The sequence below is a fragment of the Micromonospora sp. NPDC005197 genome (assembly GCF_040608295.1).
Classification (GTDB): Bacteria; Actinomycetota; Actinomycetes; order Mycobacteriales; family Micromonosporaceae; genus Micromonospora.
Window position 1 is genome coordinate 14149 of record NZ_JBEXHY010000049.1, and the last position, 16015, is coordinate 30163.

Annotated in this window: 16 protein-coding genes; 4 read left to right on the top strand and 12 right to left on the bottom strand. The window is 73.5% G+C overall.

What is annotated here, in order from left to right; translation table 11 throughout:
* Positions 1-30 precede the first annotated feature (30 nt).
* From ABZU46_RS17700 to ABZU46_RS17720, 5 genes are all read right to left on the bottom strand, one after another.
* On the bottom strand, positions 31-1632 hold the full coding sequence (locus ABZU46_RS17700; protein WP_354858943.1) for an asparagine synthase-related protein: 1602 nt from the start codon (positions 1630-1632) through the stop codon (positions 31-33).
* Between the two features lie 4 nt (positions 1633-1636).
* A complete protein-coding gene (locus ABZU46_RS17705; RefSeq protein ID WP_354858945.1) occupies positions 1637-2605 on the bottom strand; it encodes a hypothetical protein in 969 nt (322 codons plus the stop codon).
* Between the two features lie 139 nt (positions 2606-2744).
* On the bottom strand, positions 2745-3536 hold the full coding sequence (locus tag ABZU46_RS17710) for an isocitrate lyase/phosphoenolpyruvate mutase family protein (protein WP_354858948.1): 792 nt from the start codon (positions 3534-3536) through the stop codon (positions 2745-2747).
* On the bottom strand, positions 3533-4558 hold the full coding sequence (locus tag ABZU46_RS17715) for a cytochrome P450 (protein WP_354858950.1): 1026 nt from the start codon (positions 4556-4558) through the stop codon (positions 3533-3535). The genes ABZU46_RS17710 and ABZU46_RS17715 overlap by 4 nt, the downstream gene beginning before the upstream one ends.
* Before the next feature lie 121 nt (positions 4559-4679).
* Positions 4680-5423, bottom strand: coding sequence for a winged helix-turn-helix domain-containing protein (locus tag ABZU46_RS17720; protein ID WP_354858952.1), 744 nt, complete (start codon positions 5421-5423; stop codon positions 4680-4682).
* A gap of 101 nt (positions 5424-5524) precedes the next feature.
* On the opposite strand from ABZU46_RS17720, the gene ABZU46_RS17725 reads away from it, so the two are divergent.
* Positions 5525-7747, top strand: a complete 2223-nt coding sequence (locus tag ABZU46_RS17725; protein WP_354858954.1) for a family 43 glycosylhydrolase — start codon at positions 5525-5527, stop codon at positions 7745-7747.
* A 132-nt stretch (positions 7748-7879) separates the two neighbouring features.
* Here ABZU46_RS17725 and ABZU46_RS17730 read toward each other — a convergent pair whose 3' ends face one another.
* From ABZU46_RS17730 to ABZU46_RS17745, 4 genes are read right to left on the bottom strand one after another with little or no spacing between them, the layout of a single operon-like run.
* Positions 7880-8389, bottom strand: coding sequence for a 2'-5' RNA ligase family protein (locus ABZU46_RS17730; RefSeq protein ID WP_354858956.1), 510 nt, complete (start codon positions 8387-8389; stop codon positions 7880-7882).
* A gap of 23 nt (positions 8390-8412) precedes the next feature.
* The gene (locus ABZU46_RS17735) at positions 8413-9069 is read right to left on the bottom strand and encodes a low temperature requirement protein A (RefSeq protein ID WP_354858959.1); all 657 of its coding nucleotides are present in this window, start codon (positions 9067-9069) and stop codon (positions 8413-8415) included.
* A gap of 52 nt (positions 9070-9121) precedes the next feature.
* Positions 9122-9307: a DUF397 domain-containing protein gene (locus ABZU46_RS17740; protein WP_354859008.1), complete on the bottom strand. Its 186-nt coding sequence runs from the start codon at positions 9305-9307 to the stop codon at positions 9122-9124.
* The gene (locus ABZU46_RS17745; RefSeq protein ID WP_354858962.1) at positions 9304-10071 is read right to left on the bottom strand and encodes a DUF5753 domain-containing protein; all 768 of its coding nucleotides are present in this window, start codon (positions 10069-10071) and stop codon (positions 9304-9306) included. The genes ABZU46_RS17740 and ABZU46_RS17745 overlap by 4 nt, the downstream gene beginning before the upstream one ends.
* A gap of 197 nt (positions 10072-10268) precedes the next feature.
* Here ABZU46_RS17745 and ABZU46_RS17750 point away from each other — a divergent pair, with 197 nt between their 5' ends.
* Positions 10269-10565: a hypothetical protein gene (locus ABZU46_RS17750; RefSeq protein ID WP_354858964.1), complete on the top strand. Its 297-nt coding sequence runs from the start codon at positions 10269-10271 to the stop codon at positions 10563-10565.
* 294 nt (positions 10566-10859) lie between these two features.
* Here the strand turns inward: ABZU46_RS17750 and ABZU46_RS17755 are convergent, their stop codons facing one another.
* Positions 10860-11465 (bottom strand): response regulator transcription factor, encoded by a 606-nt coding sequence (locus ABZU46_RS17755; protein WP_354858967.1) that lies wholly within the window; start codon positions 11463-11465, stop codon positions 10860-10862.
* On the bottom strand, positions 11462-12616 hold the full coding sequence (locus tag ABZU46_RS17760; protein WP_354858970.1) for a histidine kinase: 1155 nt from the start codon (positions 12614-12616) through the stop codon (positions 11462-11464). The genes ABZU46_RS17755 and ABZU46_RS17760 overlap by 4 nt, the downstream gene beginning before the upstream one ends.
* A gap of 131 nt (positions 12617-12747) precedes the next feature.
* Between ABZU46_RS17760 and ABZU46_RS17765 the strand changes: the two genes are divergently transcribed.
* On the top strand, positions 12748-13647 hold the full coding sequence (locus ABZU46_RS17765) for a hypothetical protein (RefSeq protein ID WP_354858973.1): 900 nt from the start codon (positions 12748-12750) through the stop codon (positions 13645-13647).
* Positions 13648-13710: 63 nt separating this feature from the next.
* On the top strand, positions 13711-15456 hold the full coding sequence (locus ABZU46_RS17770; RefSeq protein WP_354858976.1) for a DEAD/DEAH box helicase: 1746 nt from the start codon (positions 13711-13713) through the stop codon (positions 15454-15456).
* Positions 15457-15503: 47 nt separating this feature from the next.
* Here ABZU46_RS17770 and ABZU46_RS17775 read toward each other — a convergent pair whose 3' ends face one another.
* Positions 15504-15905, bottom strand: a complete 402-nt coding sequence (locus tag ABZU46_RS17775) for a DoxX family protein (RefSeq protein ID WP_354858978.1) — start codon at positions 15903-15905, stop codon at positions 15504-15506.
* Positions 15906-16015 lie beyond the last annotated feature (110 nt).

The following is a 16015-nucleotide window of genomic DNA, read 5'->3' on the forward strand; positions in this document are numbered from 1 at the left end:
CGGTGTCAGAGTCAAGCGTCGGGTGGGTGCTCAGCCGACGGGTGAGCGGCGGGGCGGGCGGGGCCCGACCAGTCGGCGGACCATCGGCGCGGCGTTCCACCTCGCCGCCCCGACCAGGTCGCGGGCGTGTTCCAGGACCGTGTAGTCGGGCCGGTTCATCCCGTCGGCGATGGCCCGGTCCAGGTCGTTGCCGCAGCGGCTGAGCACGGTGTCGAAGTCACGGCGGACCGGTTCCAGCAGGTCGTAGCCGAACGACCGGTGCATCCGCGCGAACAGCGGCTTGTAGAGCCGGACCCGCTCGTGCAGCCCGGAGGAGTACGACATGGGGTTCTTCGGCCGCCGCAGGACGTAGTCGGGCAGCACGTCGGCGAACGCCCGCCGCACGATCCACTTCTCCTGGCCGTCGCGCACCTTCAGGTCCAGGGGCAGACGCATCGCCAACTCCACCACGCTGAGGTCGAGGAACGGCACCCGTGCCTCCACCGCGTGCCCCATGGCGGTCCGGTCGACCCGTTGCAACTCGGTACGGCACAGGTTACGGATGCGGTGCAGGAACAGCCGACGCGACGCGATCGGGTCGACCTGGCGGTACATCGGGTACCCGCCGAACAGCTCGTCGGAGCCGTCGCCGGTGAGCACCACCTTCACGCCGAGGTCGCGCAGCCGCCGGAAGATCGGCACCGAGACGACGGCGTTGATGATGTCGCCGTACTCGGTCAGCTCGGAGATCCGGATGGCCTCGCGGACGTCGGCCAGCCGGATGTCGCGTGGGCGCAGCTCGACCACCACGTGCGGCACGTCGAGGTCGGCGGCGAGCCGCCGGGCGTACGCCACGTCGGGGCTGTCCGGCACGCCGACCGTCACCGCCACGCAGTCCGGGTGGATGTCCCGCACCTGCCGCAGCGTCAACGAGCTGTCCAGCCCGCCGGAGAGCACCACCCCGACGGTCAGATCGGTCTCCACCCGCATCCGGATGGCGTCGGTCAGGGCAGCCCGGACGAGCAGGGTGGCCTCGTCCGGGTCGTCGATGACCGGCAGACCCGCGCCGATGGTGAGCAGGTCGACGTACGGGCGCAGCCGCACGGGCCCGTCCGGCTCGGCCCAGCCGTGGTGTCCGGGCGGCACCTCGGCGACCGGGGCGTGGTGCCCGACGAGCGCCTTCACCTCGGAGGCGAGGTGCAGGCAGCCGGGTCGCCGGGACCAGTACAGCGGTTTCACCCCGAGCGGGTCGCGGGCCAGGTACGCCCGACCGCTGGCGCGTTCGACGACCGCGAAGGCGTACTCGCCGCGCAGCCGCGTCACCGCGGATTCGCCCCACTGTTGGAACGCGGCCAGCAGCACCTCGGTGTCGCTGTCGGTGCGGAACACCTGCCCGAGCCGGGTGAGCTGCGCGCGCAACTCCCGGTGGTTGAAGATCTCGCCGTTGAAGCAGAGCAGCCAGCGCTCGTCGGTCGACGTCCAGGGCTGCACGGCCCGGTCACGGTCGACGACGCGCAGTCGGCGGGTGCCGGCGAGCAGCCCGCGTTCCAAGCGGGTCTCGGTGACCTCGCCGCGCGGGGCGAGGACGGCGAGCATCCGCCGGAAGGTCGCGGGGTCGGCCTCGGGGCCGAGGCTCAACGCGATGCCACACACGGGCTCAGACCCCCATCTCGGCCTCGTACGCCCGGCGCAGACGACGCCGGGCGGAGGGTGCGAGACACAGGTGCCAGGCCTGTCCCTCGTCGATCACGTTCAGCTCGCCGGCGTCCTGGCGGGCCAACAGCAGCTCCGCGAGGGTGTCGCGTGCGCCGAACCGCTCGAACCAGGCCAGCTCGACGTCGGCCGAGTAGCCGAGGCAGTGCCCGCTGGGCAGCATGGCGGCGTAGCCCAGGCGACGCAGCCGGTACTGGTGCTCGGTGCTGCGCACGAGGCTGGTCACCCACAGCGGCGGGGTGGCCGGCGGCGTGGCGGCGGCGAACTCCCGGCCGAGTTCGTTGAGCAGGGCCACCACCTCCCGGCGGGCCCGACGGAACAGCAGCCCGGCGGTGCGCGGGCTCGCGTCGGGTAGCAGTCGCCGACGCAGTCCGCGCGCGGCGCGGCCCAGGACGGTGGTGGGCTGCTCCTGGTACCGGAAGCGCAGCAGGTCCCGGCGGCGCAGCCACTCCAGGTCGACGAGGTCGGCGCTGCCGTTGACCTGGTCGTCGGTGACGAAGATCGGGGCGTCCTGCCACCACAGCACGTCGATGCGGGAGAGCAGGTAGATCCGGACCAGCGCGGTGAGGTCCCGCGCCGAGGTGCGTTCGTTCGGCTGGTAGCGGGCCATCTCCAGCAGCAACGTCTCACGCGCGCCGAGCAGACCCTGCGGGGTGGCGTCGAGGACGGCCGCCAGGGCCGGCTCGCGCAGCCGCTCGTCGATGAGCACCTGGCGGGCCCGGGTGCTGGTGGCGTCGGCCAGGGCGCCCACCTCGACCAGCAGGTCGGCCACCGCCGCCCGGTAGGCGGCGAGGTCGGGCGCGGCGGCGGGCAGCCGGCGGGCGGCGGCGCTGGGTGGCCGGCGGCGGGCGGGGGCGGCGGGCGACGCGGGCGGTCCGGGCTGCTGCCCCGGACTACGGCTGGGCACTCGCATGACGGGGTCCCTTCTCCGGCCACGGCGCTGGGTAAATCACCCTGAAACACACCGTAATCATCGGGACCGGCAGAGACCGAACAATCCTCCGATTTACCCCTGAACGGACGCGACCACCATCGCAGGCCGGCGGGGCCCGTCAGTCGCCCGGCACCAGGTCCTGCACCTCGGCGTACGACGGCAGCCCCGGCGGTGCGGTGAACCCTCCGGCGCGGACGGCGTCGGCGGCGGTGACCGCAGCACCCAGCGCGGCCCGGAACAGCAGGGAGCCGGTGCTGACCCGGGCCACGCCGGCCCGGCCAAGCTCGGTCAGTCCGGGCCCGCCCGGCTGGTACAGCGCGTTGACCGGCGCGTCGAGCCGCTCGGTGAGCAGGCGCAGCGTCGCCTCGTCGACGACGCCCGGCACGAAGATGCCGTCCGCGCCGGCCGCCCGGTAGGCGCGAGCGCGGGCGAGGGCCTGCGGCAGCGGGTCGGCCACGTTCAGCCACCACGGGTCGGTGCGCGCGTTCACGAACAGGTCCGGCACCGCCGCCTTCACCGCCGCGATCTTCTCCGCGACGCACTCGGGATCGGCAAGCGTGCCGTCGGAGCGCCCGTCCTCCAGGTTGATCCCGACCACACCGAGGCCGGCCAACTCCGCCACGTACCCGGCGACCTGGGCCGGGTCGTCGCTGAACCCGGCCTCCACGTCGACGCTGAGCAGCACCGGCAACCGGGCCAGCCGGCGAGCCAGGGCCAGGGTCTCCTCGGCGGTGGCCGCCACGCCGTCGGGAAGGCCCGCGGTCGCGGCGACCCCGAGGCTGGTGGTGCCGACCGCCGGATGGCCACGCGCGGCGAGCGCCGCCGCCGAGGCGTGGTCCCAGGCGTTGGGCAACAGCAGGGGACGGCCGGTGTGGTGCAGGGCATGGAACGCGGCACGGCGCTCGATCATCGGACGCTCACCTCCACGGTGGTCGGGACGCGCAGGGTCGGGTGCGGCTCGTGGCGCAGCGGAGTCGGGGTGCGCCGACAGCGTTCCCGCAGCACGTCGAGCACCCCGCCGGCCAGCGCGAGGGCATGCCGGTCACCGGGGCAGCCGCGCTCCCCCGCGCCGAAGGTGAGCAGACCGGCGCCCGGCCGGCCGGGTCGGAACGTCTCCGGCTCGGCGAACGCCCGCGGGTCACGGTTGGCCGCGTCGAAGCGCAGCAGCACCGCGCTGCCGGCCGGCAGGTCGCGTCCGCCCAGTCGTACCGCGTCGACGGTGACCCGTCGGGTGGCCCGGACCGGGGGGTCGAGGCGCAGCACCTCGGTCAGCAGGTCGGCGGTCCTCGCCGTGATCGGGACGGCCGGGCTCAGCAGGTGGTGGGCGGCGGCGCCGATCAGGCCGGCGGTCGCGTCGCACGCCTGGACCAGCAGACCGATGAGGTTCGCCCGTACCTCCAGCGGGGCCGGCGGGCAGATCGCCAGCAGCGCCGCCACCGCTCGGTCGGCCCGCTCGGCCAGCGCCGGATCAACCCCCGGGTGGTACGCCGCGGCGACGACCGCGACCGCCGTCCCGGCGGCTGCCGGATCGACGAGACCGAGCTGGTCGGCCAGCACCCGCAGTGGCACCGGCCGGGCCAGTTCACGCATCACGTCAAGGTGGTCACCCGCCCGGTCGAGGAGGGCGACGGTCAGCCGGGCCGCCTCGTGCCGCAGCTCGTCCGGGTTCAGCTCGGCCAGCGCGGTCACCCCGATCGCGCGGCGCTCGGCGTGCCGCTGAGGCGGGCTGAACCTGCTCACCGAGGCGCGCAGCCAGGCGAGCGTGCCGGGCGGACCGCTGTCGACGGCTGGCACCCGGAACGCCGGGTCGGTCAGCGCCGCCCAAACGTCGGCGTGCCGGGTCACCCACCACCCCTTGCCCGGCTCGAAGGCGGGCGGGCCGCACGCCGGCGTTCCCGCAACGGGCGCGATGTCAGGCCAGATGTCGATCACCGCCCGACCGTAGAGCCCGAACCGTTCGCTCCCCACCGAACCGTCCCGCACCGCGCCCCACCGGACAGAATCGTGCGTGATCCGGGATGTCGTGCCGCGCCGGAGCGCGGCGGCCGGCGGGTCAGGCTCGGCCGCTGGACGGCGCCGGGGGCGTGCCGGGAACGAGGGTGCTGACGGGCACGCCCAGGCTCTCGGCCAGGGCTGCGCGGCCGATCGGGGTGAGGCGTACCGCCCGGCCGGCGCCCTGGGTGATCCAGCCCAGATCGGAGAACTGGCGGCAGAGTGCCGCGCCGAGCGCTCCGGCGAGGTGCGGCCGACGCTCCGTCCAGTCCAGGCAGTCGCGGACCACCGGTCGGCGGGCGGCGCGCAGCACGTCCACCGGTACGCCCAACTCGCTCACCCAGGCCCACCCGTCACGCGTCAGCGCCAACCCACTGGACCGGTCCAGCCGGCCGGCGGCCAGCAGTGCGTCGTACATCAGCACGCCCAGCCGCCCGGCGAGGTGGTCGTAGCAGGTCCGGGCGTACGCCAGGGCGGCGGTGGCACGCGCCGCGCGCAGGGACGTGGTCGGCGCGGGCGGGGTCGGCGCGTGCCCGGCAAGGTCCTCGATCAGCTGGGCCACCGACGGCCCGGCCAGGCGCAGGTAGCGGTGCCGGCCCTGCCGTTCCTCGACGAGCAGCCCACCCCGGACCAGGCGGGTGAGGTGGTCGCTGGCTGTCGACGGGGCGACGCCGGCACGTCGGGCCAGCTCGCCGGCGGTCCAGGCCCGGCCGTCGAGCAGCGCCACGCAGATGCCCGCTCGGGTGCCGTCGGCCAACAGGGCGGCCAGCTCGGCCATTCCCCGGCCGTCGGTGCCAGTACTCATCGACCCAGTCTAGGGAGACGCCACCGCAGACTCTTTACAACGTTGTATCCAACGTTGTAAGAACGGAGGGCACACCGCCCACTCCCCCGAGGCAGGTCCACATGCGACATCTCCGCCGCGGCGGCGCGCTCGCCGCCGTGCTCGGTCTGCTCCTGGCCGTGTCCCCGTCCACGTCGGCCGCCGGATCCGACGGCCCGTCCCGCTACCGCAATCCGATCTCCGCCGACGTCGGCGACACCTTCGCCGACCCCGTGATCGTCCGCGGCGACGACGGCTTCTGGTACGCCTACGGCACCACCGACCCGCTGCGCGAGGGCGAGGGCGTCTTCCACCGGGTGCCCACCGCCCGCTCGGCCGACCTGGTCGACTGGACGTACGTCGGTGACGCGTTCGGCCCCGACCAGCGCCCGCCCTACGCGGCGCCCGGCGCGGCGTACTGGGCGCCGGACGTCCGCCGCCTCGGCGACCGCTGGGTCATGTACGTGACGGTCACCGACACCACCGTCTCCACCGAGGGCAGCGACTACGCGATCGGGGCGGCCACCGCCCCCACCCCCGCCGGGCCGTGGACGTTCGCCGACCAGCCCGTCGTCGCCCCGCGCCCCGGCGGCGGTGGCGGCTGGCTGTGGACCATCGACCCGAGCCAGTTCACCGACGTCGACGGCCGCAGCTACCTCTACTACGGCAGCTACTACGGCGGCATCTCGGTCACCGAACTCAGCCCGGACGGCCTGCGCGCGGTCGGCGCACCGACGCTGGTGGCGATCGACAACAAGTTCGAGGGCAGCTACGTGCTGCGCCACGACGGCTGGTACTACCTGTTCGCCTCCACCGCGAACTGCTGCGCCGGCCCGGCCACCGGCTACTCCGTCCAGGTCGGACGCGCACGCAGCCCGCGCGGCCCGTTCACCGACCGCGACGGCGTCGCCCTGACCGCGTCCCGGGCCGGTGGCACGCCGGTGCTCACCCAGAACGGCAACCGCTGGATCGGCACCGGGCACAACGGGTTCCTCACCGACCTGTCCGGCCAGGACTGGATCGTCTACCACGCCATCGACCGGGCCGACCCGTACCTCGACGAGCCCTTCGGCATCAACGAGCGCCCCATGCTGCTCGACCGGCTGGACTGGATCGACGGCTGGCCGACGGTCAACGCCGGCGCGGGCCCGTCCGAGGGCACCCGACCCGCACCGGTCACCACCGGCCGCGTCGACGAACGCTTCGACACCGCGAGCCTCACCGGCTGGCAGCGCGCCGGCCAGTGGCGGGTCACCGACGGCCGGCTCAGCGGCAGCGGCGCGCTCACCAGCCGTACCACAGTCGGCGGGGACGTGCGCGCGGAGGCCGACCTGCGGCTCACCGGCGCGACCAGCGCCGGGGTCACCCTCGGCGATCGGGTCGAGGTCCGGGTGGACGCCGCCGCCGGCCGGCTGGTCGCCCGCGACGGCCGCCGCCAGGCCAGCGCGCCGCTGCCCGCCGGGCTCGACCTGGGTGATCGACACAACCTGGCCATCGAGGTACGCGGACAGCAGCTCACGGCCGAGCTGAGCCCTGCCCGCCTCGGTGACCAGCTCGCCGTGGTGTCCCTGCGGCTGGACCGCCCGGTCGCCGGCCGACCCGGGCTGACGGCCACCGGCGGCACGGCCGAGTTCGACAACGTCAGCGTGGCGCGGCTGTACCAGCCGGCCAGGCGGGCCGTGCCCGAGCCCCGGGTCGGTGCGCCGCTGCCGGCGTACTCCGACGAGTTCGGCGGCGGGCTCGACGACGACTGGCAGTGGGTACGCGCGGACCCGGCGGCCACCGTCGCCGACGGGGCGCTGCGCTGGCCCGTGCAGGCCGCCGACCTGACCGGCACCGGCAACACGGCCGGCGTGCTGCTGCGCGACGCTCCGCAGGGTGACTACGTCGCCGAGACGAAGGTGACGCTGGACCTGGGCGAGGAGACGGTCCGCAACTACCAGCAGGCCGGGCTGGTCGCCTACGTCGACGACGACCGGTTCGCCCGGCTGACCCAGGTGGCGATCTGGAACACCCGGCAGGTCGAGTACGGCTACGAGCTGCCCTTCGCCGGCCAGCCGGTGTACGGCGGCAGCATCGTCGGCACACCGGCCACCACCACCTGGCTACGCCTCGCACACCACGTCGACCGGGCCACCGGGGAGCACGAGTTCCGGGCCGGCTCCAGCTCAGACGGGCGTACCTGGACGTGGGGCGCGGTGTGGACGTTCCCGGCCGACACCACCCCCCGGATCGGGCTGGTCGCGCACGGCGGCGCCGAGCCGGCCGTCACCGCCGAATTCGACTACCTGCGCTTCTACCGCTGACGCAACGGCCTGGTCGGCCGCACGCGGGAGCGCCTCGGCGATCGGTGGCAGTTCAGCAGTGCGACCCTCGGCGTGTCGGACTGCTCAGCTGCCACCGATCGCGCAAGGAGCCCTTCAACAGCGCCGGCGACGTCATCGGAGCGGGGTCACCGTCCGGTCCGTACCGTCGTAGCTGCGGGCGGCGACGAACGCGCCCGTCGGGCGCTGCCCACCGGTCACGGCGCGGGCCATCCGCAGGTCCGCGTCGCGGAACCGCAGCGCCAGGCTGAGGTGCGGCACCCACGCTCCCGGGGCGTGCCAGGGACGGTGCCCGTCGGCCTGGTCGAGGACGTCCCAGACGGCGGCGTGCAGCGCGGTCAACGCCGGCGTGGGCCGTACGAGCCAGACCAGCGGGGCGCTGCCGTCGAGGACGACGACCCGGTCGAGCGTCACCGGCACCGGCAGCGCGGCGTCGAACAACTCGGCCAGGCGGTGCTCGACACCGGGCGGGAACTCGTCCACGGCCGCCATGGTCAGATGCGGCCGGTTCGTCGGATGGATGTTGCGGGCCAGGCTGGGCAACCCGGCGGCCGCCAACCGCACCCAGGCCGTCCGGATCGCGGCGTCCAACCCGGGCGAGCAGACCAATTCCACCGTACGCACGCAGACACGCTAGCCCGAACGCGTCACCGGTCCCGGCCGTACAGGTGACTGGCCCCGCCGGCGGCCGTCGGGTTGACCGCGCCCATGACCCGCGCTCGGATCGTCAGGTCGAACGCGGCGACGGCGGTGATGGTCGCCGCGCCCAGCAGACCCACAGCCAGTGGCGGGAGTTGTGCCGCCACCGGGCTCAGGATCAGGCAGCCCACCACAGCCGTGAGGCAGTACTTGGTCAGCTGGCCAAACACCCATGCCTCGAAGATCAGCCGCCCGACGAGGAAGAGCAGCGGACCGACCAGGATCGCGACCACGTCACCGGCCGACATCTGCCCTGCGGGCGCCTTCAGCATCAGCTCCCCGCCGATGCCGGTGAGCAGGATGCCCGCCACCATCAGCAGGTGGGTGTAGCCGGCCCGCAGGTTGACCCGGTACGGGTCGGCGGATTCGTTGATCTTCACGGCGAGGTTGCTCGTCGTTCGATAGAAGTACGTCCACCAGAGGAAGACGACCGTCCAGAAGGCGAGCAGGAAGATCACGGCCTGCGCGGCGGCAACCCAGCTGGGCTCCTCGGCCAGGGTCGACGACAGACGGCCGAGGGTGAAGATGAAGACGAGGTCGAAGAACAGTTCGACGGCGCTTGCCCGGACCGGGTTGACCAGGCCCGCCGCGACCTTCCTGGGCATCAAGCCATCATTGCATCCAATTCGGACACGAGGGCCTGACTTGTCCCATCGGTCAGCGCTGGGCCCGCGCGAAGGCCACGAAGCCCCGCCACACCTCCGGCGCGAAGGTCAACGTCCCACCGTCACGGTCCTTCGTATCCCGAACGAGAACGACCCCCGGCAGATTGTCGGCGACCTCCACGCAGGCCCCGCCGTTGTTGCCGCTCTTGGTGCTCTTACGCCACTGCGCACCGATCAGGTCCATGAGGATGCCGCTTCCCTGAGCAGGTCTAGGGACTGTCCGCGAGAGAGAGCCTCCCCACGAATGCGTTCCCATCGTCGGTCAAGGGTAGCAATTTCTGCCTGCTGCTCAGATATTTGCGCCTGCGCCTGTCCGTCGATGTGGGCGACGCGTCCGCCGCCTTCCAGCTCGGCGAGGATGAACGGACCACCCAGGCCCGGGTACATGCCGACCACTGTCGGCACCACATAGACCTGCACCGACGGGAGTTGAGCGCACGCCACGAGATGCTCACACTGGTCGCGCATCAGATCCCGGTCGCCGTACGCCGACCGCCGCACAATGGCCTCGTCCAGCACTGCGATCAGAAGGGGTGGCCGGTCGCGGTGGAGGACGCCCTGTCGTCCGAGACGGGCCTGCACAAGATGATCGACGTCCTCGGTAGACAACGATTCTCCGGCCAGTGTCGCCCGTGCGTATGCCTCGGTCTGCAAGAGGCCGGGCACCCAGGCCAGCTCGTACCAGCGCAGAGCGACGGCCTCACGTTCAATGTCGGCCCATGGCCGGAACCAGGCTGGTTCGCGGCGCTTCAGGATGTCCGGCCACAGCTCGGTTACCTCTCGGCCGAGGATCGCCGCGACCTGGGCGCGGTGTCGGGTCTGCGGGATCCGTCCAGGGTTTGCCCAGCGGGCGGCGGTCTTCGGGTCGACGCCCGTTTGAGCGGCGAGGGAGTCGGCCGTCTCACCGCACTGGGTCATGGCCTCCACGACGGCGTGGTTCATCCGCTGTCCTCCCAGGATATCCCGAACGTCCTACCGCCATAGTGCAACGCAGTGTAGTTGGGCCGCAACAGTCGGCAGGGTGTTGGTGGAACGGCGCGGCCGGCAGGGACCCGAGACCCGGCGGACGCGTTCGCAACGGAGCCGTCCCTGGGGATGACGCTCAGGGGCGGCTCCCTCCACCTCGGAAGGAGCGCGACGTGTCAGAGGATGTCGCGGCGAATGCCCGCACGATCAGGGTCGGAGACGTTCTGTACCTGACCCGTGCCGCCAGTCCGCAGTTCGTCCGCCCGCTCACCCTGCGGGTCGTACGCGAGTTGACCGACCGCCACACCTACCACGGGTGGACGTGGGTCGAGGGGTACGAGCTGGGTCGCGGCGGCCTGGCCGTGGCGAAGCGGGAGGTGTTCGTCCTCCGCGACGGGCTGCGGTGGCTGTCCGTGGGGCCCGAGCGCGGCCCGGCTCGGGGGCCGGCACGCACGGGAGCATCCGGGTGAGGCGGCGCGCCCTCCCCCACCTGCCGACCCGTCCCACCTGGCGGTGCCAGTCGTGCGGGATCGCCTGGCCCTGCTCGGCGGCGAAGCTGAGTCTCCTCGGCGAGTACCGCGAGAACCGAGCGGCCCTGCTGGTCCACCTGACAGCCCTGAGGGACGAGGCCGCCGAGCATCATTCCGGCATGTCCACGCCAGATCTCGACGATCGGTTCGTCGCCTGGGCGCGTTGCCGGTAGCCGAGCCTTTCGAAGGCCCGGTGTTGCGTGGGGTGAAGCAGAGCAAAGGGGTGACGACAGGTCAGAGCCAGCCGTTGTCCCGGGCGGTCCGCACCGCCTCGGCACGGTCGGTCGCGCCGAGCTTCTGCACGGCGGCGGAGAGATGGTTGCGCACGGTGCCGGTGGACAGGTGCACCCGGCGGGCGATCACGGCGACCGGTGCGCCGAACTCGGCCAGCCGCAGCGTCTCCAGTTCGCGGGGCGTCAGCGGGCACGCCGGCAGCGTCAACGCGTCGGCGGCCAGGGACGGGTCGACGTACCGGCCGCCGGCATGCACCCGGCGGATCACGTCGGCGAGCGCGCCACCGGGCGAGCCCTTGGGCAGGAAGCCTCGGGCGCCGGCGGTCAGCGCCTGGCGCAGGTGACCCGGCCGGCCGTGCCCGGTGAGGACCACCACCGCACACTCGGGCCGCGCTCGGGCCAGTTCGGCGGCGACCGCGATGCCGTCCAGGCCGGGCATCTCCAGGTCCACGACGGCCACGTCCGGGCGGTGCGCGAGCGTCGCCGTGACCGCCGTCGGCCCGTCGGCGGCGTGTGCCACCACCTCGATGTCCGGCTCCAGACCGAGCAGCGCGCCGACGGCGACCCGGATCAGGTCCTCGTCGTCGGCGAGCAGGACGCGGATCACGTCACCACCGGCACGGTGGCCTCGAGCGTGAACACGGCGTCCTCCCGGCGTACCCGCAGATCGCCGCCGGCGGCGGCGAGCCGGTCGGCCAGGCCGCGCAGGCCGTGGCTGTGCGCGTCCGGGCCCCGGTCGTCGGCGCCGTCGTTGACCACAGTCATCCTGGCCACGTCGTCCTCCCGGTCGATGTGGATCCGGCACCAGTCGGCCCGGCTGTGCCGCAGCACGTTCGTGCCGGCCTCGCGCAGCACCGCCGCCAGTTCGGTGGCGGCGGACTGCGGCAGGTCCGCCGGCGGCGGCCCGACCGTGCACCGTACGCCGCAGGACCGCAGCACCCCCACGATCGCGGTGAGCTGTTCGTCGAGGTCGACGACGCGGTAGCCGTGCACGGTCTCGCGTACCTCGGTCAGCGCCGACGCGGCGAGTCGCTGCACCTCGGCGGCCTCCCGGCCGGCCCGTTGTGGGTCGACCGGGGCGAGCCGGGCGGCGAGTTCGGCCTTCAGGGCGATCACCGTGAGGCGGTGGCCCAGCACGTCGTGCACGTCGCGGGCGAAGCGCAGCCGCTCCTCGGCGGCGGCCAGCCGGGCCTGCGCCGCCTGGCCCTGCCGGGCGTCCACCAGGAGGTCCCAGAACCAGACCTGCAAGCCGTTGACTGCCGCGACGGCCACCCCGATCCCGCCGGTCACCGCCAGGTGGCGGGCGACGGAACCACCGGTCCACCCGGCGACGGCCACCGACACCAGCAGGACGGCTGCCGCCACCGCGAGCGCGGCCGGTGGCCGGACGAGCAGCGGCGCCATGCCGATCAGCGCCGCCCCGAGCCAGGCCCAGGTCGGCCAGGCGCCGGCCGCCACCGGCCCCACCAGCGGAACGGTCAGCACCGCCGCCCCGGCCAGACCCAGGTGGGCGCGGCGACGCCAGCGCCTGTCGAGCCACGGCGTCACGGCCGCGTACAGCACGGCGGTCTGGGCGATCACGAAGGCGAGAACGCCGACCGCGCCGAGCACCGCCCTGCCCGCATCGGGCTCGCGGGCCAGGCCGACCGCGGGCAGCAGAACACTCGCCCAGACGCCGGTGACGAGCGACAGCAGCGTCGCCTGGCGGGCCCGGCGCAACCGGCGGTCCGCCCGGGGAGTCCCCGCCTCGCTCAGCACGCACCGATCCTAGGACCGCCCCGCGCACGGTCCACCCCTGCGAGATGTCACGGTCGAACCGTGCGGCCCGCACGATCTTCCGATGACGGACGCATCTGCCCTTGCCGCCGCGCCGCCGGCAGGGTCGAGGCATGAACAAGACACAGATGTACGCGGACACCGCACCCGTCGTACCGTCGGCCGCGCCCGTGCCGACCGGTCAGCCGGCGCCCCCGGTCCCGGCGGCGACCGGCGGCAGGCGGGGGTGGTGGTGGCACCTCGGCGAGATGGCGATCGCGATGCTCGTCGGGATGCTGCTGCTCGGCCCGCTGTGGGACGCGGCCGGCACCCTGCTCGGGGTGAACGCGACGTTGGCTCGCCCGGAGGTGGCCGCGCTGGTGATGGCCACGAACATGACCGTCGGCATGACCGTGTGGATGCGTCACCGGGGGCACCGCTGGCGTGGGGTGGGCGAGATGGCCGCCACGATGTACGTTCCGTTCCTGCTGCTGCTCGTGCCGTTTCGGGCCGGTCTGCTGGACGGCGACGCCCTGCTGCTCGGCGGGCACCTGCTGATGGTGCCGGCCATGGTGCTGGTGGCGGTCCGCCACCGGCACCACACACCGACGGCGGTACGCCGGCACCCGGCCGGGGTGGCGCTCGCCCGCCGTTGGCCGACCGGGCTCGCGCTGCTGATGACCGTCGACATGTGGGTCGACCCGGGGGTGCTCAGCCCGTGGACGATGCTGGTGCTGCCCGGCGGCTACCTGGTGATCGGCGTGGCCCGGCGGACGCTGCGCGGGCCGGGCGTGCTCGCCACTCAACTCGCCGGTCTGGCGGCCTGGGTCGCCCTGACGCTGGTCGCCGTCGCGGCGGGCGGACGGACCGCCGCGTGGCTGGTGGCGTTCGGGTGGCTGACGCACGCAGGCTGGGACCTGGTGCACCACCGCACCGGCCGGGTGGTGCCACGCGCCTACGCCGAGTGGTGCGGGGTGCTCGACGCGGCCCTCGCGGCGGTGATGGTGCTGGCGATCCTGACCGCCGCCGGCTGACCCGGGTGCGCTCTTGTGCCGGTCGGCGCAGCGGCCCGGACGGCGGAATGAAAGGCTTGGCACATGAGTTCCGCACCTGCACAGCACGATGCACCGACTGACGCACCGACTGACGCCACCCCCGCCGGCACCGAAGAGGTGTACGCCTTCACCGAGCTGGGGCTGCGACCCGAGCTGCTGGGCGCGTTGGCCGCCCTCGGCTACGAGGAGCCGACCCCCATCCAGCGGGAGGCTATCCCACCGCTGCTGGAGGGTCGGGATCTGCTGGGTCAGGCCGCCACCGGCACCGGCAAGACGGCGGCGTTCGCGCTGCCACTGTTGAACCTCATGACGGCCCACCGCGACGGCGGGGACCCGGTGGCGCTGGTGCTGGTGCCAACGCGGGAGCTGGCGGTGCAGGTGTCCGAGGCGTTCCACCGCTACGGCAAGGACCTGGGCGCGCGAGTGCTGCCGATCTACGGTGGGCAGCCAATCGGGCGGCAGCTACGGGCCCTGGACATGGGCGTCGACGTGGTGGTGGCCACCCCGGGTCGTGCCCTCGACCACATCGCCCGGGGCACCCTGCGCCTCGGTGGCCTGGCCACCGTCGTGCTCGACGAGGCCGACGAGATGCTCGACATGGGCTTCGCCGAGGACATCGAGGCGATCCTGGAGCACGCCCCCGCGCAGCGCCAGACGGTGCTGTTCTCGGCCACCATGCCGTCCCGGATCGACGGGATGGCCCGCCAGCACCTGCGCGAGCCGGTCCGCATCGAGATCGGCCGGGAGCCGACGGTGGCCGGCGAGGCGCCCCGGGTGCGGCAGAGCGCGTACATCGTGACGCGCGCGCACAAGCCGGCCGCGCTGGGCCGGGTCCTGGACGTCGAGTCGCCCACGGCGGCGATCGTGTTCTGCCGCAGCCGCGAGGAGGTGGACCGGCTGACCGAGACGATGAACGGCCGGGGCTACCGCTCCGAGGCGCTGCACGGCGGGATGAGCCAGGAGCAGCGCGACCGGGTGATGGGCCGGCTGCGGGCCGGCACCGCCGACCTGCTGGTCGCCACCGACGTGGCCGCCCGTGGGCTGGACGTCGAGCAGCTCACCCACGTGGTCAACTACGACGTGCCGTCGGCGCCGGAGTCGTACGTGCACCGGATCGGTCGGGTGGGCCGGGCCGGTCGGGAGGGCGTGGCGATCACCCTCGCCGAGCCGCGTGAGCACCGGATGCTCAAGACCATCGAGCGGGTGACCGGCCAGCGGATCACCATCGACAAGATCCCCACCGTGGCCGACATGCGGACCCGCCGGCTGGAGCTGACCCAGGCGGCGCTGCGGGAGAGCCTGCTGGAGGACGACCTGGACCCGTTCCGGGTGATCGTGGAGACGCTGACCGACGAGTTCGACCTGATGGAGGTCGCGCTCGCCGCGGTGAAACTGGCGCACGAGGTGACGTCCCCCGGCTCCGACGACGAGGAGGAGATCCCGCAGGCGCCGGTGCGCGGCCCGCGCGAGGGTCGGCCGGAGGCCGGTGGCCGGGGCGGCGACCGGCGCGGCGGGGGTCGGCCCCGCTCGGGCGGTGGCAACACCGTCCAGGTCTTCGTCGGCCTGGGCCGGCGCGCGGGCGTGCGCCCGCAGGATCTGGTCGGCGCGATCACCGGCGAGACCGGGATCCGCGGCCGGGACATCGGCTCGATCGAGATCGCCGACCGTTTCTCCCTGGTGGAGGTGCCGCAGGGGGTGGCCGACGAGGTGATCTCCGGGCTGCGCTCCAGCACCATCAAGGGCCGCAAGGCCACGGTTCGTCGCGACCGCGGCGGCGAGGGGCGCTGAGCGCGCCGCCGGCGACCGCCGGGGTACGACGGTCGCCGGCGAAAGGCTCAGAAGGAGTACGGCCCGAATCGGCCCCACGCCACCAGGGCGGCGAGGACGAGCAGCACGACGCAGGTGATCGCGCCCTGGATCTCCAGCTTGCGTCGGTCGCCGGTGCGCGTCTTCATGTCGCGCAGGTGCACCAGGATGCCGCCGACCATGACGATGACCAGCCCGACGGCGGCGAGCGGGGTGAGCACGGTGGCGATGCCGGTGAGGGCGGGCAGCACGAGCCCGATGGCGGCCAGCAGCTCGACGGCGCCGAGGGCCTTGACCTGGGTCGGCGGGACCGGGTCGACCCAGCCCATCCGGTCGCGCAGCTTCTCCTTGGGTTGGGTCAGCTTGGCCAGGCCGGCGCCGGCGAAGACGACGGCGAGCAGGATCTGGATGATCCAGAGCACCAGGTTCACGGGGGTTTCCTCCGGGGGAACCGCCTCGCGGCGGAGAGGTGATTGAGGGTTCAAGCGAGACAGTAGACCCCTGTGCGCGTACATCAATGGCCCCCGCCGTCAGAAGACGG